Origin of the sequence: Bradyrhizobium genosp. L, assembly GCF_015624485.1 — a bacterium.
Lineage (GTDB): Bacteria > Pseudomonadota > Alphaproteobacteria > Rhizobiales > Xanthobacteraceae > Bradyrhizobium.
On the sequence record NZ_CP061378.1, the window covers coordinates 598,914 to 619,357 of the forward strand.

Here is a 20,444-nt window from a genome sequence, read left to right on the forward strand (position 1 = left end):
GAAAGCCAGGACCCTTTACCCCAGTAGCTTGGGGTTGCGCGACACTGGAGCCACGATCCCGCACGCGATCAAATTCGGTGGTTATGGGTCCTGGCTTTCGCCAGGACGACGGGGGTGGACAGGCCGCGCGCCAAAAATCCACCCCGTTATGCTTCGAGACGGCAGCGTTGGGCCTCCTCACCGTGACGGGTCCCCTTTAGCCCGCCGGCCCTGTATCCTCGATGATCGGGCCGAACAGCTCCCAGCGCTCGCCGTTGAACTTCATCATCTGCATCTGCTTGTTGATGCGGTAATCGTTCGGTCCCGTCGTGATCGACATGCCCGGCAGCGCGAGTGACGGCACGAAATGCTTCAGGCTGGTCACCTGCTTCATCAGGTTCTCACGGGTGAGGTCGTCGCCGCATTGTTTCAGCACCTGGATCAACAGCTCGGCGGTCGAATACCCGTAGGTGTTGACGGTGTTGAGCTTGTCGCCCTCCGGATAATATTTGTCCATGAAGGCGAAATAGGCCTTCAGGCCGGGATCGTCCTTCCACTGCGGATCGGCGGGTTCCTTGCCGTAATTGGTCGAGATGATCCCCTTGGAGATGTCGAGGCCAGCCGGCTTCAGCGTTGCCGACACCGGGCTCGCATTGATGTCGAGGATGTGCACCGGGTGCCAGTCGAGGTCGGCGAGCTTGCGGATCGTCTGCGCGGCGAATTTCGGGGTCGACGCGTCATAGAGCAGATCAGCGCCGGCGGCCTTCAGCTTGACGATCTGTGAATCCACCGTCGGGTCGGTCAGCTCGTACGACGCCTCCGCCACGATCATGCTCGAGGCCTTGTCGCCGAGGCCGCTTTTCAGGCCCGTGATGTAGTCGCGGCCGAGATCGTCGTTCTGGTAGAAGATGCCGATCTTGGCGTTGGGGTAGTTGGCCAGGATGTATTTGGCGTAGATGCGGCCCTCCGACTGGTAGTTCGGATTGAATGCGATGGTCCAGGGCGCGTTGACCGGATCGGAGAAGCGCGAGGCGCCGGTCGAGGCCAGCAGCTGCGGCACCTTCCGGGCGTTGAGATATTTCTGCACGGCGGCATTCGACGGCGTGCCGATGATCTGGAAGGTGAACAGCACCTCGTCGCCTTCGACCAGCTTGCGCACCTGCTCGACCGCCTTCGGCGGCGAATAGGCGTCGTCATACTGGATCAGGTTCAGCTTGCGGCCGTTGATGCCGCCCTGATCGTTGATCATCTTGAGATAGGCCGCCTGGGTCTTGCCGATGCCGGCATAGGCCGAGGCGGGGCCGGAGAACGGCACGGTCTGGCCGATCTTGATCTCGGTGTCGGTGGCGCCGATGTCGTATTTCTTCTGCGCGCTCGCTGACGTGACGGACAACGCGATGGCAAACGCAGTCGCAGCGAGCAAATGCACGCTTCTCATGTCGTGACCTCCCATGTTGCCGATGATCTTGTCCGCGAGGCGCTTGCCTCCGGCGGATGTCACCGTTGCCGCGATGATGGCGGCATTGCAGGGCAATGCCAAGCGCAGAATCCCGGCGTCAGGCGAACCAGAGCAGGATCAGGGCGAGGGCCGCAGGCGCCGCCTGCACATAAAGGATGCGCGGGCTGACGGTCGCCGCGCCATAGACGCCCGCGACGATGACGCAGAGCAGGAAGAATGTCTTGATCTGGAACGCGAAGGCGGGATTGCCGTGCACCAGGCCCCAGATCAGTCCGGCGGCCAGGAAGCCGTTGTAGAGCCCTTGATTGGCGGCGAGCACCGCGGACTCCGTTGCCTTTTCGATCGAATTGCGAAACGTCTTCAGCCCCAGCGGCTTGGTCCAGAGAAACATCTCCAGCACCAGGAAATAGACGTGCAGCGCGGCCACCACCGCGACCAGGACATTGGCAAGCAGATACATGATGCGGTCCCCCAACCGGAATTCGGGTGGACGCTAGCATGCCGGCGTCGGATTGTATGCGTAACGATCCGATTCCCGAGTGACCGTCATGTCCGACCGCAAGACGCCGCAAACCTTCAACCTTGACCGTCTCACGACGCCGATCGGCGTCGCGCTGCTGATGACCGACGACGACGGCGTGCTGCGCGCGCTCGACTGGGACGACTATGAAGCGCGGATGCGCGATCTGCTGCGGCTGCACTATGGCGCGGTGACGCTCAGGGACGGCCGCGCGCCGGCGGCGTTGCGCAAGGCGCTCGACGGCTATTTCAGGGGCGATCTCGATCGGCTCGGCGACGTCGCATGGCGCGTCGCCGGCACGCCGTTCCAGCAGAAGGTCTGGCACGCGCTGCCGAAGATTCGTGCCGGCACCACCATGAGCTACGGCGCATTGGCGGCGAAGCTGCACGCGCCGAACGCGATGCGCGCGGTCGGCCACGCCAATGGCTCCAACCCGATCAGCGTCGTCGTGCCCTGCCACCGCCTGATCGGCGCCAACGGCTCACTGGTGAAATATGGTGGCGGCCTGGAGCGGAAGCGCTGGTTGCTGCGGCATGAGGGGGTACAGCTCTGATCCCGCGCATCCTTCAATCGAGGTCTTCGCCGGGCATGTTGCGCAGGTCGCGCACGATATAGAAGAACACGATCAGCGAAGGTACCCACGCCAGGATCGCTCCCACCAGCATCGCATCGACTGTCGCCATGGTCGTTCCTATCGAGGTCGCTCAGTCCGACCGCTGGATCAAATTCTTTCGACGGGCTGCCGGCTCGGGGGCGTAGCAGAGCCATTTCCAATAGGCGCTGTTGCGCTGGAGCTGCCGCTTGTAGGTCTCGCAGCACTTGGTCGAGCAGAACTGCTCGAAATGCCAGCTGCGCCGGATCAGTCCGAAGGGACGCCCGCATTCCGAATTGCTGCACCGGTTGGTCATGACACGGCCTCGGTGTCGACTGGCGGAAGCCAGCGAATCAATTTCTGCTGACCCTTGTAGAAGCAGAGGCGTCCGCAGAAACGGGCGGCCGCCGGATCACGCAAGGAGACGATCTTCGGGTCTTCGCTCTCACACTCCGAGCAGCGCGGTTCCGTACGCATGGCGACCTCCCTCCTGAGGAATTGCCATTGCCGATCAAGCTGGTTGATACCGTCCTTGCCTCTCGGGCAGGAGGACGGCGCGAAGTCTCGCGTCGTCACGGCCTGCCTTCAACTGTCCAGATGTTTCGCCGGATCATCCTTGCGTATAATCCGCACGCGCGGGGGTCGGGTTGGGCCTATTCCGCCGTCGTCGCGCCGTTTCGCGTCAGTGCGGCATCGAGACATTTGATCAAAGCCTCCCCGTCGAACGGCTTGATCAGAAAGCAGGTCGCCCCGGCCTTCATGGCTCGCACGCGGTCGCTTTCGACGGAGAACGCCGTGACGAATATGAACGGAAAGCTCTGCCCGCTGGCTAGCAGGTAGGTCTGCAACTCGAGCCCGCTCATGGACGGCATTCTGACATCCGTGATCACGCAGGATGTGTCCTTCCGGTGGGGGGAACACAGGAATTCTTCGGCAGACGCGAATGTATGGACCACGTAGCCAAGCGACCGAACGAGATTGTGGGTCGCGGCGCGAACCGACCCGTCATCGTCGATGATTGATATGACCGGCGGGTTGGACAAGGGGGCCTTCTTGCGGACGACGAGAGGGTGGCTGTCGATGCGATCACGTCGGGGCAGAGTGCGTCGCAAATCGGGACCGGAGAATCATACTTAGGTTTGCGGCCCACCCGATCCGGGCCCGATCCCGAGCAGCTGTGCCATCCTCACCAGATCCGGCAACGACTTCGCCGCCATTTTCCGCATGATGTGCCCGCGGTGGATCTTCACGGTGATCTCGGCCACGCCGATTTCGGCGGCGACCTGCTTGTTCATCAGCCCCGCGGTGACGAGCGTCATCACCTGCCGTTCGCGCGAGGTCAGCGTCACGAAAACGGCGCGCAGGTTTGCAAGGACCTTTGCCTCATCGCGACGGTTTCTGTCGCGTTCGATCGCCGTCGTGACGGCGTCCAGCATGTCCTGATCGCGGAACGGTTTGGTCAGGAAGTCGACGGCTCCCGCCTTCATCGCCCTCACCGTCATCGGGATATCGCCATGGCCGGTCATGAAGATGATCGGAATATGAATCCCGGCTTTGGCCAGCTCGGCCTGAAAGTCCAGGCCGCTCAGCCGGGGCAGCCTGATGTCGAGGATCAGGCAGCTGGGGACATTCGGAAGCTTGCTTTGCAGGAATTCGTGGCCGGATCCAAACACCTCGGTCCGCCAGCCGACCGACCGGAAAAGATTGCTCAGCGCGTTCCGCACCGATGCGTCGTCGTCGACCACAAAGACGATCGGTTCCCCGGCGCCCGTGGGAGTGGCAGGCGATGCCGTGCGGGCGGTCATCATGCGCGGTCCTCTTGATGCAGCGGCAGCGCGAACTGGAATGTCGCACCGCGGCCGACATCGCCGGCCACGGAGAGGCGGCCGCCATGGGCCTCGACGATCGAGCGACAGATCGACAGTCCCATCCCCATGCCGCCGGACTTGGTGGTGAAGAAGGCGTCGAACAGCCGGCCGGCAGTTTCGGCGGCGATCCCGACGCCGCAGTCGCTGACCGAGACCAGGATTTGCCGGGCCTCATCCTGCCATGACCGGATCGCGAGTTCACGCGGCCGGTCGATGACCGGCTGCATCGCCTCGATACCGTTGATGATCAGGTTCAGCAAGACCTGTTGCAGCTGGACCCGGTCGGCGAGCACCAGAGGGAGATCGGGAGTGAGGTCCAGCCGCAGCGACACGCGATGGCTCAGCAGTTCATGCTGCACCAGGCCGATCACCTCGTTGATCGCCTCATTGACGTCGAGTGGCGCTTTCTGATCGGACGTCTTGTTCACCAGCGCGCGGACGCGCTGGATGACCTCGCCCGCCCGGTTGCCGTCGCTGATGATCGACCTCACCGCCCCGCGCGCTTCGTTCAGATCGGGAGCCGACCGGTCGAGCCAGCGCAGGCAGGCCGCGGCGTTGGCGACAACGGCAGCGAGCGGCTGGTTCACCTCATGGGCGATCGATGCGGCGAGCTCGCCGAGCGCCGTCACCCGCGTGACGTGCGCGAGATTGGCCTGCGCCACATGCAATTCCGCCTCGGCCCGCTTGCGGGACGTCATATCCGTCACCGCTCCGATGAACTCGGTGTCGTCAGACGCGTCCGTCACGGCATGCGCCCTGGCGTGAACGTGCTTGACCGCGCCATCGGGCATCAGCAACCGGTAACCGTGCTCGAAGTCCTTGTGATCGAGGGAAGCGCGGTCGATGGTTCGTTGCACGCGCGCGCGATCTTCCGGATGGATGCGTTGCAGGACCGTGTCGTGCGTGATCGACGGCACCTTGTCGAATCCGAAGATCCTGAAGGTTTCTTCCGACCAGATGATCTCGCCGCTGGCGAGGTGCCAGCCGAAGCTGCCGGTGTGGCTCAGCCGCTGGGCTTCGGCCAGATACATCTCACTCTGCCGCAGCGCATTTTCGGCCTGCTTGCGCTCGGTGATATCCTCGCAGGCGACCAGGACGATCATTTGATCGTCCTGCCGCCGCACGGCCTTGGCATTCTCACGAACCCAAAGCCGCGAGCCGTCCTTGCGGATCTTCCGGATTTCCCAGCTGTGGGTTCGGCCGATATTGTCGAGGCAGGCCGCGACTTTGCCCTGCACCCACGCGCGGTCCTCGGGGGCAAACACCCTCAGCACGGATTGCCCGAGCAATTCGTCGGCGGAGTAGCCGAGTTGCGCCGCGCCGAATGTGTTGACGGACAGCACGGTGCCCGCTTCATCGACCATGAAATACATGACGGGGTTGTGCTCGAACACCTCCTTCCACTGCGCCTCGCTGTTGCGCAGCGCCTCTATCGCGCGCTCTTCGCCCGCGGCGCGCCCGTGCAGAACGGCTTCCATGCGCCTCTGGCTGCGGCGCACGAGGCGCATCATGATCAATGCCGCGGCGAGCGAGGCGACGAGCAGCGCGACGGCAATCAGATCGGCGGGGGTCGCAGGCTGAGGACCAAACGCCAGCCAGATGCATGCCGCGGCACCCAGCGCCAGCACCACGCCGGCGAGCAGCCACTGCTCGACCGACCAGGACTCGGCTGTCGGGCTACGCATCATGGGCGGCACCCCGCATCGGGCCATCACGGGCCGCGCCGCGTCGCTAGGTGATTGGCATCATCAGCGGCGACAACGTCGCCCTTCCAACAAGAACCATATTAGCAGCTTTTTTCGACATTCGGACGGCGGCCTGCGGCGGCTCTGGCGACCCCTTCGCGCCCGTCATTTCGCTCAGGAGGCGAGATGGTCGCGCCTGTTCAGATCCAGGTTGTGACTCAAACCTAGGTATGATCCTCCCTACCGAAGGTACCGGGTGGATCAACCTCCGTTCAATGGTCCGTTCCACCGCGTTCACTACGCTTAGTGGGTAACTCGATGACGGTAGAGGTATCCGAAGCTCAGTAATCGCCAATCACAAATTCAGGTATTGATATGTCGAAAGCACCCCTGCACGTGATCCTTTGCACTGACGATATCGAACCCGACGCAATGCGCCGCCGCAGTGACTTCCAGCCTTTGGCCATCGACGGCGGCAAGCTGACGAATGACGCGCCGGTCGACCACGCCCCCTGGGCAGACCTGCTCGAACTGTTCAATCTGAGCCTGCTGGTGTCCCATGCAAGCTATCTTGCCTGCCTGGCGAGCATTGCGGCGTTGGAGCCCAAGGAAGGGGCCCACCGCCTCGATTAGACCGGCGCGCGTGGACAGAGCCTAAGTGTTACGCTGCCGGCTTCTGTGCGTTGTCCTCGCTCGACAACAGATGCAGCAGCGCGCTCTTGATCGCGGCCTGGCGGGTCGGCGCGGTGATCTGGGCGCCGAGCAGGTCGGTGACATAGAACACGTCGCGGGCGCGTTCGCCGAAGGTCGCGACATGGGCGGAGGCAATGTTGAGGTTGAGCTTCGAGATCGCGGTCGTGAGCTGGTAGAGCAGGCCGGGCCGGTCGAGGCCCGACACCTCGATCACGGTGTAGCGGTCGGACCATGCGTTGTTGATCGACACCTCCGGCTCGACGATGAACGGCCGCGCCTTGCTGCGCACGGTGCGCTTCGCCACCGCTTCGGGCAGGCGGAGCTTGCCTTCGAGCACGTCCTCGATCATCTCGCCGATCCGCGTCGCGCGGCGGCCTTCGTCCTCGTCGCGGTCGTATTCCCTGGATATCGAGATGGTGTCGAGGGCGCGGCCGTCGGTGGTGGTGTAGATCTGGGCGTCGACGATGTTGGCGCCGGCCGAGGCACAGGCGCCGGCGATGATCGACAGCAGCCAGGGATGGTCCATCGCCAGGATCGTCAGCTCGGTGACGCCGCGCAGCTCGTCGAAGCCGACATTGATCGCGAGCTTGTGGCCGGCCTGCTCGCTGGCGCGGATGAAGCGCGCCTGGCGGATTTTTCGCGGCAGCTCGACCTTGAGCCAATAGGCCGGATAGTGCCGGCCGATATAGGCGTTGAGCTCGGTTTCCGGCCATTCGGTGAAGGCCTGGCGGAATTCGGCCTGCGCCACCGCGATGCGTTGCGCGCGGTTGACCTCCGAGAAGCCGCCGGTCAGCACCGGCTCGGTCTCGTAATACAGCGTGCGCATCAGCTGCGCCTTCCAGCCGTTCCACACGCCCGGGCCGACGCCTCGGATGTCGGCGGTGGTCAGGATGGTCAAGAGCTTCATCTGCTCGACCGATTGCACCACGGCGGCAAAATTCTCGATCGTCTTGCGGTCCGACAGATCGCGCGATTGCGCCACCGTCGACATCACCAGATGCTCCTCGATCAGCCATGCCACCAGCTCGGTGTCGGCATGGGAAAAGCCGAGCCGCGGGCACAGCCGCCGCGCCACCTTGGCGCCGGCGATCGAGTGATCCTCGGGCCGCCCCTTGGCGATGTCGTGCAGCAGCGTCGCGACATAGATCACCGGGCGATGCTCCGGGCGGATCTTGCGGAACAGGTCGCTGGCAACCGTGAACTCCTCGTTGCCGCCGCGCTGGATGTCCTGCAGGAAGCCGATGCAGCGGATCAGGTGCTCGTCCACCGTGTAGTGATGATACATGTTGAACTGCATCATCGACACGATCTTGCCGAAGGCACGGATGAAGTGGCCGAGCACGCCGGTCTCGTTCATCCGCCGCAGCACGGTCTCCGCGTTGTCGGAGGTCAGGATCTCCATGAACAGGCGGTTGGCGTCCTCGTTCTCGCGCAGTGCCGTGTTGATCAGCTTCAGCGAGCGCGTCACCGTGCGCATCGCGTCGGGATGGAAGGCGAGGTTGTTCTGCTGCGCGAGGCGGAAGATCCGGATCAGATTGACCGGATCGTGCTTGAAGACGTCGGGCGCGGCGAGGTTGATGCGGTTGTTGTCGACGATGAAGTCGTCGCTGCCGGGCACCCGCCGCCGCTTGGCGGCCGGCCGGAACCGGGCCACCATCCGGCTCAGCACCGGCGCCGGCTTGTTGTGCTCCTCTTCCAGCCTGGCGCACAGGATCGCGGTGAGGTCGCCGACGTCCTTGGCGATCAGGAAGTAGTGCTTCATGAAGCGCTCGACATCCTGCATCCCGGGATGCGAGGTGTAGCCGAGCCGAACGGCGATCTCGCGCTGCATGTCGAACGACAGCCGCTCCTCGGCGCGGCCGGCGAAGAAGTGCAGATTGCAGCGCACCGACCACAGGAAGTCGGCGCAGCGGCGGAACGTGCGGTACTCCTGGGCGTCGAACACGCCGCGCTCCAGCAGCTCGTCGGTCTCGCGCACGCGGTAGACATATTTGGCGATCCAGAACAGCGTGTGCAGGTCGCGCAAGCCGCCCTTGCCGTCCTTCACATTGGGCTCGACCAGATAGCGTGACTGGCCGGCACGGCGGTGCCGCTCCTCGCGCTCGGCGAGTTTGGCGGTGACGAATTCCGATGCGGTGCCCTGCACCACCTCCTTATCGAAGCGCTCGACCAATTCGTCATAGAGCGGCTGGTCGCCGGTCAGGAAGCGCGTCTCCAGGATCGCGGTGCGGATCGTCATGTCGCCGCGGGCCTGGCGGATCGATTCGTCGACCGAGCGGGTGGCGTGGCCGACCTTCAGCCCCATGTCCCACAGGCAATAGAGGATCGCTTCGGCGACCTGCTCGCCCCAGGCGGTCTGCTTGTAGGGCAGGATGAACAAGAGATCGATGTCGGATTCCGGCGCCATCAGCCCGCGGCCATAGCCGCCGGTCGCGACCACGGCCATCCGCTCGGCGCCCGAGGGGATCGGCGAATGGTAGAGATGCCTGGTCGCGGCCGCATAGAGGATGCGGATGATCTCGTCCTGCACGAAGCAGAGCCGCTCGGCGCAGCGGCGACCGTGACGGTCCTTGAGCAGCACGGCCTGTGCCGTGGCGCGGGCTGCGATCAGCTCGGCCTTGAGCAGCTGCGCCATCGCGGCGCGGAACTGGTCCTCGCGGCCGGCATGCTTCTCGGCGAGCGCATTGACTGCCGCGGTGATCCGCGCGGTCTCGAAACGATCATCCGCGTCGGGGCGGTCCTCGGCCACAATGCTGTCCATGCGTCTTTCCGATATCGGACGGCGCCTTTGCTGTCACTGACCAAAGTATGAGGACAGCAGATCCATGCTGTTTACTCGGACCTTTGGGCAAGATCGTTCTCGCGCCGCCTCGCAAAACGTAGAGATTTTCTGGTTGACCGCAAGTCTAACTCATTGAATTAAAAGATTGTTTCTTAAGCACTTCAAGGAGATCGACGAATGCAGAAATTTTCCCGGCGCGCCGTCGCAGCGCTGTTCGCGGTCTCGATGGTGCTGCCCGGCGCGGCGTTCGCCGCCGACGCGGTCAAGGAGATCCGGATCGACTGGGCGACCTACAATCCGGTGTCGCTGCTGCTCAAGCAGAAGGGCCTGCTGGAGAAGGAATTCGCCAAGGACGGCATCAGCATCGTCTGGGTGCAGTCGGCCGGCTCCAACAAGGCGCTCGAGTTCCTCAATGCCGGCTCGATCGATTTCGGTTCGACCGCGGGCTCGGCCGCGCTGGTCGCGAAGATCAACGGCAACCCGATCAAGTCGATCTACGTCTATTCGCGCCCCGAATGGACCGCGCTGGTGACGGCCAAGGATTCCAAGATCGCCTCGGTCGCCGACCTCAAGGGCAAGCGCGTCGCGGTGACCCGCGGCACCGATCCGCACATCTTCCTGGTCCGCGCGCTACTCGGCGCCGGCCTCACCGAAAAGGACATCACCCCGGTGCTGTTGCAGCATGCCGACGGCAAGACTGCGCTGATCCGCGGCGACGTCGACGCCTGGGCCGGCCTCGACCCGATGATGGCGCAGGCCGAGATCGAGGACGGCGCCAAACTGTTCTACCGCAAGCCGGACGCCAACACCTGGGGCATCCTCAATGTGCGCGAAGAGTTCTTGAAGGACCATCCCGACATCGTCCGCCGCGTGCTCGCCACGTACGAGGAGGCGCGGAAATATTCGCTGGCGAATTACGACGAGCTGAAGAAGACCTTCCTTGCGGTGACCAAGCTGCCGGACGCCGTGGTCGACAAGCAGCTCAAGGAGCGCACCGAACTGACCCACAGCCGGATCGGCGCCCCCCAGCGCGAGTCGATCCTCGCCGCCGGGCTTGCGCTCCAGCAGGCCGGCGTGATCGACGCCAAGACCGACGTGAAGGCGGCGGTGGACAGCCTGATCGACGATCAGGTCCCGCTGCCGGCGAACTAGCTCCGCTCCACCTTCTCCCACAAGGGGAGAAGGGAAGAAGGCGCCGGGACGACGTGGGATAGAGTCACGTAGCCCCACCTTGCAATCCCGCTGGAAGAATAGTTCTTGCTATGGCCATGACCGTTGACCTGCCTGCGCTGGAACAAACGGCCGCGTCGGCTGCGACGTCGGCGCGGTGGGTTCGCTATGCGCGGCTGGCGCTCGGGCTGCTGCTGCCCCTGGCGCTGGCGGTAGGCTGGGAGCTCGTCGTCGCTCTCGGCTACTCCAACGGCCGCCTGGTCCCGCCGCCTTCAAAAGTGTTCGCGACCATCGTCGAGCTGGCGCGCAGCGGCGAACTGACCCGGCACATCCTTGCGACGCTGTGGCGGGTCGGCGCCGGCTTCGCGCTCGGCGTCGTCGCCGGCACCATCCTCGGCGCGATCTCCGGCTACTGGAGCCTGGCGCGCCGGCTGCTTGATCCAACGGTTCAAGCGTTGCGCGCGATCCCCTCGATCGCCTGGGTGCCGCTGTTCATCCTGTGGCTCGGCATCTTCGAGACCTCGAAGATCGCGCTGATCGCGGTCGGCGTGTTCTTCCCGGTCTATCTCGGCGTGATGGGCGCGATAGCATCGGTCGATCGCAAGATCGTCGAGGTCGGCCGCGTCTTCCGCCTGTCGGGCTTTGCGATGATCCGCCGCATCCTCTTGCCCGCGGTGTTGCCGGCCTATGTGGTGTCGCTGCGGGTCGGGCTCGGCCTGGGCTGGATGTTCGTGGTCGCCGCCGAATTCATGGGGGCGTCCGAAGGGCTCGGTTATCTCCTGACCGACGGCCAGCAGCTCGGCAAGCCGGCGCAGATCCTGGCGGCGATCGTGATCTTCGCGATCCTCGGCAAGACCACCGACTGGCTGATCGAGATCGCGACCGCGCCGCTGCTGCGCTGGCAGGACGCGTTCGCACGGGGAGCGGCGTGATGCTGGCGCTCAAAGAGGTCAGCAAGACCTATCCCAACGGGGTCCACGCGCTGGAGCGCTTCTCGGCCGAGATCCCGCCGGGCGAGATCGTCGCGATCATCGGCGGCTCCGGCTGCGGCAAGTCGACGCTGCTGCGCGCCATTGCCGGGCTCGACCGTGCGACCACGGGCAGCGTGACGCTCGACAACGCCGTCATCACCTCGCCGCATGCCAAGATCGGCATCATCTTCCAGGAGCCGCGGCTGCTGCCCTGGCTCAGCGTCGCCGGCAATATCGGCTTCGGCCTCGCGGACCTTGCGGCCGACGTCAGGCGCGCGCGGATCGCAGCCGCGCTGGCCCGCGTCGGCCTCGCCGACAAGGCCAATGCCTGGCCGCGCGAGCTCTCCGGCGGGCAGGCGCAGCGGGTCGCAATCGCCCGCGCGCTGGTGCCGCAGCCGGAGGTGCTGTTGCTCGACGAGCCCTTCTCCGCGCTCGACGCCTTCACAAGGCGCGATTTGCAGGATCATCTGCTCGATCTCTGGAACGATACGAGGCCGACCCTGATCCTGGTCACCCATGACGTCGACGAGGCCGTGGTCCTGGCCGATCGCGTGCTGGTGATGCGGCCGCGGCCGGGCCGGCTGTTTCAGGAGATCACCATCAATCTGGCGCGGCCGCGCGACCGCAAGTCCGAGCTGTTCGACAATTTCAAGCGCCGCGTGCTGACCGCGCTCGACCGCTCGCTGGACCGCAAGGTGCGCGAGGCCGCCGACAAATCCAATGCCGGCGAGGCGATGTGGTGGTGACATCGGCGCCGTAACGGCTTACATCGGCAGAAACAACAACGCCGGGAGCACGACCATGGACGCCACCGAACTCCGCGCAATGCAGGCCCCGATCAAGGAGCGCTACAAGAGCGATCCGCAGTCCGCCGTGATCACGCTGAAGGCCAAGGGCTCCACCGACAGCGACAGCATCTCCTGCAAGGTCGAGACCGGCCGCGCGCTGGCGATCGCCGGCCTGCATCCCGCCACCGGCGGCTCCGGGCTGGAGCTGTGCTCCGGCGACATGCTGCTGGAAGCGCTGGTCGCCTGCGCCGGCGTCACGCTGAAATCGGTTGCGACCGCGATCGAGGTGCCGCTCAAGCGCGGCGACGTCTTCGCCGAGGGCGATCTCGATTTCCGCGGCACGCTCGGCGTCGACAAGGAGACCCCGGTCGGCTTCCGCGAAATCCGCCTCCGCTTCGAAATCGGCACCGACGCGCCGCAGGACAAGCTCGATCTCCTGCTCAAGCTCACCGAACGTTATTGCGTGGTCTACCAGACCATCAAGAACGGGCCGAAGGTCTCGGTCACGATGGCGCGGGTCTAGCCCGTCGTCCCGGCCTAGTGCGCAATTGCGCACGGGAGCCGGGACCCATACGCCAAGTCCCTCGTTTCCAGCCGCGCCGTCCGACGGCTTTCGTTCCCGACGAATAGTCGTGGTTATGGGTCCCGGCCTTCGCCGGGACGACGCTGAATGTCCCTCGATCTCCATTTCATCCTCGCCATCATCCTGCGCATGGCCGTTGCGGCGGCCTTCGTGGTCAGCGCGTCCATCATCACGGAGCGCTCGGGGCCGGTGATCGGCGCGCTGATCGCCACGCTGCCGATCTCGGCCGGGCCGTCCTACACCTTCCTCGCGCTCGACCATGACGCCGCCTTCGTCGCCGCGGGCGCGCTGTCGAGCCTGCCGGTCAACGCGGCCACGATCCTGATGGGCCTCGTCTACGCCGTGCTGGCGCAGCGCCGCAGCATGTGGATCTCCGCAGGCAGCGCGATCGCGGTGTGGCTGGTGCTCGCCACCATCATCCGCCAGTTCGAGTGGACGCTGGCCGGCGGGCTGATCCTCAACGCCGTCAGCTTTGCGATCTGCATTCCACTGCTCAAGCCCTATCGCCACGTCGCGAAGATGCCGCTGATCGCGCGGCGCTGGTACGACATCCCGCTGCGCGCCGCGCTGGTCGCCTCGCTGGTCGGCACCGTGGTCACGACCTCCGGCTGGGTCGGCCCGCGCGTCACCGGGGTGATGGCGCTGTTTCCGATCGTGTTCTCCTCGATGATGCTGATCCTGCATCCGCGCATCGGCGGCCCCGCCACCGCCGCCGTGCTCGCCAACAGCGCCTGGGGCCTGCTCGGCTTCGGCCTCGGTGTCGCGGTGATGCATGTCGGTGTGCTGCAATTCGGCTCGGCGATCGGGCTCAGCCTCGCGCTCGCCACCTGTATCGTGTGGAACCTGACGCTATGGTGGAGCGGACGAAGGCGGGCGGCGCGTTCGCAGGTCTGACGGAACGCATGCGGCGTTTCCATCGGACCGGAAATAGCTCTAGGTTGAGGTTGGGACAGAACCGGGGCGCGCAGTGGAGGGATTGTACAAGGTCGAGTACGACATCAACGACGGTTCGGGCCGCAGCGTGCTGTACGCCCAAGCCGGCAAGATGCTTGGCGGCAATACCGCATTCGCGCATTTCGGCACCTACCAGGACGTGGATGGCGAAATCATCGCCCGGCTCAGGACCCGGCGGCACAGCGCATCGCCGCACCCGAGAACGCTGACCAGTTCCGATCAGGTGACCCTCAGCATCCGCGGCCGGCCCGACGGCGATGTCTATCGCTTCGCGGGCGAGGTGGTGGAAGACGCGGGATCGGTGTTTCGCGCGGTCATGACGCCGCTCGGCAACGAAGACGGTCCGCCGCCCGGCGCGGTCGGCGACGGCGGCATTGTCAGCGGGCTCTATTCGATCAACATCCGGATGCTGGACGGCCTGTCCGGCGGACATACCGGCGTGATGCTGCTGCACGACGGCCGCATCCTCGGCGGCGACGCCTTCTTCTATTACCTCGGCGCCTACAGCTCGGCGAATGGCCGCTGGAAGGGCGAGTTCGTCAATCAGGAACACACGCCGGCCAAAAGCGAGCATCCGCTGTTCGGCGGCCACGAGGTCGGCATCGGCTTTTCCGGCCGCTGCGATCTCGACGGTGCCGAGATCGAGGCCATCGCGCTCGCCGGCAAACGCAGCATCCGCCTCGCCGCGAATCTGAAGCTGATCCAGCCGTTCGACGGCGCGGGCTGATCTTGGGATGGAGCATCGTAGGATGGGTGGAGCGCAGCGATACCCATCATCTTGTCAGCCGGCTGGGGATTGATGGGTATCGCTGCGCTCCACCCATCCTACGGCACTGTCTATGTCTTCGGCAGCTTTGCCCGCAGCGCATACAGTGCCTCCAGCGCCTCGCGCGGCGACATCTCGTCGGGATGCAGTGCCTTCAGCGCTTCGATCAGGAGCTCCGCCTCGCTCGGCGGCTTGTCCTCGGCGGCGGCGCGGGAGGGGACGGCGAACAGCGGGAGGTCGTCGACCAGCGCGCGCGCGGTCTGGCCGCGGTCCTGGGCTTCCAGTTTCGCCAGCACCGATTTGGCCCGCGCGATCACCGCGGGCGGCAATCCCGCCAGCTTGGCGACCTGGATGCCGTAGGAGCGGTCGGCGGAGCCGGGCAGCACCTCGTGCAGGAACACGACGTCGCCCTGCCACTCCTTGACCCGCACCGTCGCGTTGAACATTCGCGGCAGCTTGGCCGAGAGCGCGGTCAGTTCATGATAGTGGGTGGCAAAAAGGGTGCGGCAGCGGTTGCTCTCGTGCAGGTGCTCGATCGCGGCCCAGGCGATCGAGAGGCCGTCGAAGGTCGCGGTGCCGCGGCCGATCTCGTCGAGGATCACCAGCGAGCGTTCGCTGGCCTGATTGAGGATCACGGCGGTCTCGACCATCTCGACCATGAAGGTCGAGCGTCCGCGCGCCAGATCATCCGCCGCGCCGACCCGCGAGAACAGCCGGTCGACGATGCCGAGCCGCGCCCGCGACGCCGGCACGTAGGAGCCGATCTGTGCCAGCAGCGCGATCAGCGCGTTCTGCCGCAGGAAGGTCGATTTGCCCGCCATGTTCGGACCGGTGATCAGCCAGAGCTGGCCCGACTTTTGGGCCGGCGCAGGGGAAAGATCGCAGGCATTGGCGATGAACGGCTGGCCGTCGCGCTTCAGCGCCTGCTCGACCACCGGATGGCGGCCGCCCTCGATGGCAAAGCCGAGCGAGCCGTCGACCTCGGGCCGCACGTAATTGTCGTCGATCGCAAGCTTCGCCAGCGCGGTCGCGACGTCGAGCATCGCAAACGCATGGGCGGCGTTGCGCAGATCGTCGCTCGCGGCAAGCGCCAGCGCGCTCAGCCGCTCGAAGATTTCGAGTTCGAGGTTGAGCGCGCGTTCGCCGGCGTTGGCGATCTTGGCCTCGGTCTCGCCGAGCTCCGACGTCGTGAAGCGGACTTGCCCCGCCAGCGTCTGGCGGTGGATGAAGGTCGCGTTGAGCGGCGGCGCGAACAGCTTGTCGCCGTGCTGCGCGGTGACCTCGACGAAATAGCCGAGCACATTGTTGTGCCGGATCTTCAGGGTCTTGATGCCGGTGTCCTCGGCATAGCGCGCCTGCATCGCGGCGACGACCAGGCGCGAGGCGTCGCGCAGATTGCGGCTCTCGTCGAGCGCGGCCTCATAGCCCTCGCGGACGAAGCCGCCGTCGCGCTTGATCAGCGGCAATTGCTCGGAGAGCGCGCGGGAGAATTCCCGTGCCAGGTCGCGCGAGGGGCGCTGCAAGGCCGCCATCACGGCGCCGATCTCGGCCGGCGGATTGTCGAGTTGTGTGAGGAGCTCCAGCGCCTGGTCGGCGGCGAGGATGCCGTCGCGCAGGCTCGCCAGATCGCGCGGGCCGCCGCGCCCGACCGAGAGCCGCGCCAGCGCCCGCGACATGTCGGGTGCCGCGCGCAGCACGGTCCTGACGTCCTCGCGCGCCGCGCTATCGGCGACGAAAGCCGAGACGGCATCGAGCCGCCGCGCGATCACGGCGACATCGGTCATTGGTGCGGCGAGCCGCTGCGCCAAGAGCCGCGAGCCCGCCGCTGTCACGGTGCAGTCGATCGCATCGAGCAGCGAGCCGCGGCGTTCGCCCGCGAGCGTCCGTGTCAGTTCGAGATTGGCGCGGGTCGCCGGATCGATCGCCATCGTGGTGCCGGCGGCCTCGCGCGCCGGCGGCGACAGCGGCGGGCGTTTGCCCACTTGCGTGCGGTCGATATAGGTGACGGCGGCAGCCGCAGCGGTCGCCTCCAGCCGCGACATCGTGGAGAGGCCGTCCATGGTCGCGACCGCAAAATAATCGCACAGCCGCCGCTCGGCGGTGGCGCTGTCGAAGACGTCGCGGGTCAGCGGCGTCACCGACGACAGCTCGCGCAGCGTGGGCGCAAGCTCGCTGTCGCCATAGAGCGCGTCGGTGACAATGGCCTCATTCGGGTTGATGCGCGCCAATGTCGCGGCAAGCTCGGATGTCGCGCACTCCGTCACCATGAATTCGGAGGTCGAGATATCGATCCAGGCGAGCCCCAGCCGGTCGGCGCCGGCCGAGCCGCGGGCCCGCGCGATCGCGATCAAATAATTGTTGGTGCGGGCGTCGAGCAGGGTGTCTTCGGTCAGCGTGCCCGGCGTCACCAGCCGCACCACGCCGCGGCGGACCACGCTCTTGTTGCCGCGTGCCTTGGCTTCCGCGGGATTTTCGGTCTGCTCGCACACCGCGACGCGGTGGCCGGCGCCGATCAGCCGATGCAGATAGTCTTCCGAGCGCTCGACCGGCACGCCGCACATCGGGATATCCATGCCCTGATGCTTGCCGCGCTTGGTCAAGACGATGCCGAGCGTCCTGGAGGCGATCTCGGCGTCCTCGAAGAACAGCTCGTAGAAATCGCCCATCCGGTAGAACAGCAACAGGCCGGGGTGGGCCGACTTGATCTCCAGATACTGCTCCATCATCGGCGTGACGCGCGCCTCGGTGGGAGCGGACTCGGGCGGAACAGGAATGGGCTGCTGAATGGTCATGAGGGTGCGGAAACTACAAAATTTCGCCGCGTGGTCCTATCCAGGAAAAAGGGGTTTTCCACCCTCTCCACGGCCCCAAGAGATGACGAGACCTCACGGCAATGCGCGCTTGACGCGCGCTTCGGTCAATTGACCTGCCGGAGGCACGCTCCTAAAACTCGTCCCAAGTTCCAAGCGATCCAGCGCCTAAGCCACGGCATTCAGGGAGAGATTCAATGCGTGATGTCTATATTTGCGATGCCGTCCGGACCCCGATCGGCCGTTTCGGCGGCGCGCTCGCCAAGGTGCGCGCCGACGACCTCGCGGCCGCCCCGATCAAGGCGCTGATGGCCAAGCACCCGACGGTCGATTGGACAGCGGTCGACGAGGTCTATTTCGGCTGTGCCAACCAGGCCGGCGAGGACAACCGCAACGTCGCGCGCATGGCGCTGCTGCTCGCAGGCCTCCCCGATTCGGTTCCCGGCCAGACCCTGAACCGGCTCTGCGCCTCCGGCTTAGATGCGGTCGGTGCGGCCGGCCGCGCCATCCGCGCCGGCGAGATCGATCTGGCGATCGCGGGCGGCGTTGAATCGATGACGCGCGCGCCGTTCGTGATGGGCAAGGCACCGGAGGCTTTCGCGCGCTCGGCCGATATCTACGACACCACGATCGGCTGGCGCTTCATCAATCCCTTGATGAAGGCGCAGTACGGCGTCGATGCGATGCCCGAGACCGGCGAGAACGTCGCCGAGGAATTCCAGATCTCGCGCGGCGACCAGGATGCGATGGCGATCCGCTCGCAGCAGCGCGCCGGTGCTGCGATCGCCTCGGGCTATTTCGCCGAGGAGATCGTCCCGATCCAGGTGCCAGGCGGCAAGGCCGGTCCCATCACCGTCGACAAGGACGAGCATCCGCGGCCGGAGACCACGCTCGAAGGTCTGGCCAAGCTGAAGCCGATCGTGCGCAATCCGGGCACGGTGACCGCGGGCAACGCGTCGGGCGTCAATGACGGCGCCGCCGCGATGATCCTCGCCTCCGAGGCTGCCGTGAAGAAGCACGGCCTGACCCCGCGCGCGAAAATCCTGGGTCTTGCGTCGGCCGGCGTGCCGCCGCGCATCATGGGCATCGGCCCGGTGCCGGCGACGCAGAAGCTGGTCGCGCGGCTCGGCATCAAGGTGTCGGATTTCGACCTGATCGAGCTCAACGAAGCTTTCGCCTCGCAGGGCATCGCCGTGCTGCGCCAACTCGGCGTCAAGGACGACGCCGATTTCGTCAATCCGCATGGCGGCGCGATTGCGCTCGGCCACCCGCTCGGCATGAGCGGCGCGCGGCTGGTCTTGACCGCCGTGCACGGCATGGAGAAGCGCGGCGGGAAGCTTGCCTTGGCAACTATGTGCGTCGGGGTCGGCCAGGGCGTTGCGGTCGCGATCGAAAAGCTGAACTAATCCAATCGTTTGGAAGGGCTGAAATCAGCCCTTCCCCGAATTGGTTATGTTCGATAATGGTCTGCGGCAAGGCCTGCGGGCGCGCGGGCCACGGAGGTATCAGCCATGACCTTACAGTATCCGCTGCAGTCGCTTGCGGCGCATCCGGCGCGGCTGTCGCCGGGCTACCGCTCGACCGTGAAGCGTTCGCCGCAAAAGCCGTTGATCCCGATCCGCCACACGCTCTCGGAGCTCACCGGGCCGGTCTACGGTCATGAGACCGTGCGCGAGCACGACAACGATCTCACCATCCAGGCCACCGGCGAGCCGCTCGGCGAACGCATCATCGTGCACGGCCATGTGCTCGACGAGGACGGCCGCGGCGTGCCGAACGTGCTGGTCGAGCTGTGGCAGGCCAATGCCTGCGGCCGCTACATCCATGTCGTCGACCAGCATCCGGCGCCGCTCGATCCGAATTTCACCGGCGCCGGCCGCACCCAGTCGGATGCTGCGGGCTACTACAAGTTCATCACCATCAAGCCCGGCGCCTACCCGTGGGGCAATCACCACAACGCCTGGCGGCCCGCGCACATCCATTTCTCGGTGTTCGGCCATTCCTTCATCTCGCGTCTCGTCACGCAGATGTATTTCCCGGGCGATCCGCTGTTCCCGTTCGATCCGATCTTCAACTCGGTGACCGACGAGAAGGCGCGCCTGCGGATGATCTCGTCGTTCGATCTCGAGAACACCCGGCCGGAATGGGCGCTCTGCTATCGCTTCGATATCGTGCTGCGCGGGCGCAACGCCACGCCGATGGAGACCAGGTAAGTGTCGAACCAGCGTCCTGACGGCATCACGCCGTCGCAAACCGTCGGCCCATACTTCAAATACGGCCTGACGCCGAACGGCGAATACGCGTGGAACGACGCCTTCACCAACAATCTGCTGACGCCTGATGTTTCCGGCGAGCGCATCCGCGTCGCAGGCAAGGTCTATGACGGCGACGGCGCGATTGTGCCGGATTGCATGCTGGAGATCTGGCAGGCCGATGCCCAAGGCCGCTTCTCCGATCCGCAGGACAAGCGCGCGCTGCCCAATTCCTCCTTCAAGGGTTTTGGCCGCGTCGGCACCGACAACAGCGGCGCCTACGCCTTCGACACCATCAAGCCGGGTTCGGTGCCCGATCCCGACGGCAAGCCGCAGGCGCCGCACATCCTGCTCGCGGTGTTCGGACGCGGCATGCTGCTGCAACTCTACACAAGGATCTATTTCGACGATGAGGCCGGCAACGCCGGTGATCCCGTACTGGCGCTGGTGCCGGCCGATCGCCGCGCCACCCTGATCGCGAAGAAGGCGGGTAACGTCTACACGCTCGACATCCACCTGCAGGGCGACAACGAGACGGTGTTCTTCGACGTGTGACGCGAGAGGGTCCGGGA

The 20,444-nt window shown here is 65.5% G+C and carries 20 protein-coding genes; 11 read left to right on the forward strand and 9 right to left on the reverse strand.

What is annotated here, in order from left to right; all coding sequences use genetic code 11:
- Positions 1 to 196 precede the first annotated feature (196 nt).
- Positions 197 to 1,417 carry an ABC transporter substrate-binding protein gene (locus IC762_RS02750; RefSeq protein ID WP_195789968.1) on the reverse strand — a complete coding sequence of 407 codons (1,221 nt, stop codon included), beginning with the start codon at positions 1,415 to 1,417 and terminating at the stop codon, positions 197 to 199.
- A gap of 118 nt (positions 1,418 to 1,535) precedes the next feature.
- Positions 1,536 to 1,898, reverse strand: coding sequence for a DUF1304 domain-containing protein (locus IC762_RS02755; protein ID WP_195787131.1), 363 nt, complete (start codon positions 1,896 to 1,898; stop codon positions 1,536 to 1,538).
- Positions 1,899 to 1,986: 88 nt separating this feature from the next.
- On the opposite strand from IC762_RS02755, the gene IC762_RS02760 reads away from it, so the two are divergent.
- The gene (locus IC762_RS02760) at positions 1,987 to 2,511 is read left to right on the forward strand and encodes a methylated-DNA--[protein]-cysteine S-methyltransferase (protein WP_195787132.1); all 525 of its coding nucleotides are present in this window, start codon (positions 1,987 to 1,989) and stop codon (positions 2,509 to 2,511) included.
- A gap of 151 nt (positions 2,512 to 2,662) precedes the next feature.
- On the opposite strand, the gene IC762_RS02765 is transcribed toward IC762_RS02760, so the two are convergent.
- The 5 genes from IC762_RS02765 to IC762_RS02785 form a co-directional block, all read right to left on the reverse strand.
- Complete coding sequence (locus tag IC762_RS02765) at positions 2,663 to 2,866, reverse strand: hypothetical protein (RefSeq protein WP_195787133.1); 204 nt, start codon at positions 2,864 to 2,866, stop codon at positions 2,663 to 2,665.
- Positions 2,863 to 3,027, reverse strand: coding sequence for a hypothetical protein (locus IC762_RS02770; protein ID WP_195787134.1), 165 nt, complete (start codon positions 3,025 to 3,027; stop codon positions 2,863 to 2,865). The genes IC762_RS02765 and IC762_RS02770 overlap by 4 nt, the downstream gene beginning before the upstream one ends.
- Positions 3,028 to 3,203: 176 nt before the next feature.
- Positions 3,204 to 3,593, reverse strand: a complete 390-nt coding sequence (locus tag IC762_RS02775; RefSeq protein WP_195787135.1) for a response regulator transcription factor — start codon at positions 3,591 to 3,593, stop codon at positions 3,204 to 3,206.
- A gap of 90 nt (positions 3,594 to 3,683) precedes the next feature.
- Positions 3,684 to 4,355 (reverse strand): response regulator transcription factor, encoded by a 672-nt coding sequence (locus tag IC762_RS02780; RefSeq protein ID WP_195789969.1) that lies wholly within the window; start codon positions 4,353 to 4,355, stop codon positions 3,684 to 3,686.
- Positions 4,355 to 6,103: a PAS domain-containing sensor histidine kinase gene (locus IC762_RS02785; protein WP_246801404.1), complete on the reverse strand. Its 1,749-nt coding sequence runs from the start codon at positions 6,101 to 6,103 to the stop codon at positions 4,355 to 4,357. The genes IC762_RS02780 and IC762_RS02785 overlap by 1 nt, the downstream gene beginning before the upstream one ends.
- A 375-nt stretch (positions 6,104 to 6,478) precedes the next feature.
- Between IC762_RS02785 and IC762_RS02790 the strand changes: the two genes are divergently transcribed.
- On the forward strand, positions 6,479 to 6,736 hold the full coding sequence (locus IC762_RS02790; RefSeq protein WP_195787136.1) for a hypothetical protein: 258 nt from the start codon (positions 6,479 to 6,481) through the stop codon (positions 6,734 to 6,736).
- A gap of 28 nt (positions 6,737 to 6,764) precedes the next feature.
- Here the strand turns inward: IC762_RS02790 and IC762_RS02795 are convergent, their stop codons facing one another.
- Positions 6,765 to 9,557, reverse strand: a complete 2,793-nt coding sequence (locus IC762_RS02795; protein WP_195787137.1) for a [protein-PII] uridylyltransferase — start codon at positions 9,555 to 9,557, stop codon at positions 6,765 to 6,767.
- A gap of 198 nt (positions 9,558 to 9,755) precedes the next feature.
- Between IC762_RS02795 and IC762_RS02800 the strand changes: the two genes are divergently transcribed.
- From IC762_RS02800 to IC762_RS02825, 6 genes are all read left to right on the forward strand, one after another.
- Positions 9,756 to 10,730: an aliphatic sulfonate ABC transporter substrate-binding protein gene (locus IC762_RS02800; RefSeq protein WP_195787138.1), complete on the forward strand. Its 975-nt coding sequence runs from the start codon at positions 9,756 to 9,758 to the stop codon at positions 10,728 to 10,730.
- Positions 10,731 to 10,846: 116 nt separating this feature from the next.
- Complete coding sequence (locus tag IC762_RS02805) at positions 10,847 to 11,680, forward strand: ABC transporter permease (RefSeq protein ID WP_195789970.1); 834 nt, start codon at positions 10,847 to 10,849, stop codon at positions 11,678 to 11,680.
- The gene (locus IC762_RS02810; RefSeq protein WP_195787139.1) at positions 11,680 to 12,465 is read left to right on the forward strand and encodes an ABC transporter ATP-binding protein; all 786 of its coding nucleotides are present in this window, start codon (positions 11,680 to 11,682) and stop codon (positions 12,463 to 12,465) included. The genes IC762_RS02805 and IC762_RS02810 overlap by 1 nt, the downstream gene beginning before the upstream one ends.
- A 55-nt stretch (positions 12,466 to 12,520) precedes the next feature.
- Positions 12,521 to 13,030 carry an OsmC family protein gene (locus tag IC762_RS02815; protein WP_195787140.1) on the forward strand — a complete coding sequence of 170 codons (510 nt, stop codon included), beginning with the start codon at positions 12,521 to 12,523 and terminating at the stop codon, positions 13,028 to 13,030.
- A 147-nt stretch (positions 13,031 to 13,177) separates the two neighbouring features.
- Positions 13,178 to 13,984 carry a hypothetical protein gene (locus tag IC762_RS02820; protein WP_195787141.1) on the forward strand — a complete coding sequence of 269 codons (807 nt, stop codon included), beginning with the start codon at positions 13,178 to 13,180 and terminating at the stop codon, positions 13,982 to 13,984.
- A gap of 73 nt (positions 13,985 to 14,057) precedes the next feature.
- Positions 14,058 to 14,771, forward strand: coding sequence for a hypothetical protein (locus IC762_RS02825; RefSeq protein WP_195787142.1), 714 nt, complete (start codon positions 14,058 to 14,060; stop codon positions 14,769 to 14,771).
- Between the two features lie 110 nt (positions 14,772 to 14,881).
- On the opposite strand, the gene mutS is transcribed toward IC762_RS02825, so the two are convergent.
- Positions 14,882 to 17,602, reverse strand: a complete 2,721-nt coding sequence (gene mutS / locus IC762_RS02830; RefSeq protein ID WP_195787143.1) for a DNA mismatch repair protein MutS — start codon at positions 17,600 to 17,602, stop codon at positions 14,882 to 14,884.
- Between the two features lie 215 nt (positions 17,603 to 17,817).
- Between mutS and pcaF the strand changes: the two genes are divergently transcribed.
- The 3 genes from pcaF to pcaG all read left to right on the forward strand — a co-directional run bounded on the left by pcaF (position 17,818) and on the right by pcaG (position 20,427).
- Complete coding sequence (pcaF, locus tag IC762_RS02835) at positions 17,818 to 19,026, forward strand: 3-oxoadipyl-CoA thiolase (RefSeq protein ID WP_195787144.1); 1,209 nt, start codon at positions 17,818 to 17,820, stop codon at positions 19,024 to 19,026.
- Positions 19,027 to 19,131: 105 nt separating this feature from the next.
- Positions 19,132 to 19,833 (forward strand): protocatechuate 3,4-dioxygenase subunit beta, encoded by a 702-nt coding sequence (gene pcaH / locus IC762_RS02840; protein WP_195787145.1) that lies wholly within the window; start codon positions 19,132 to 19,134, stop codon positions 19,831 to 19,833.
- Entirely contained in the window at positions 19,834 to 20,427 is a 594-nt protein-coding gene (gene pcaG / locus IC762_RS02845) for a protocatechuate 3,4-dioxygenase subunit alpha (protein ID WP_195787146.1), read from the forward strand.
- The last annotated feature ends 17 nt before the right edge of the window (positions 20,428 to 20,444 follow it).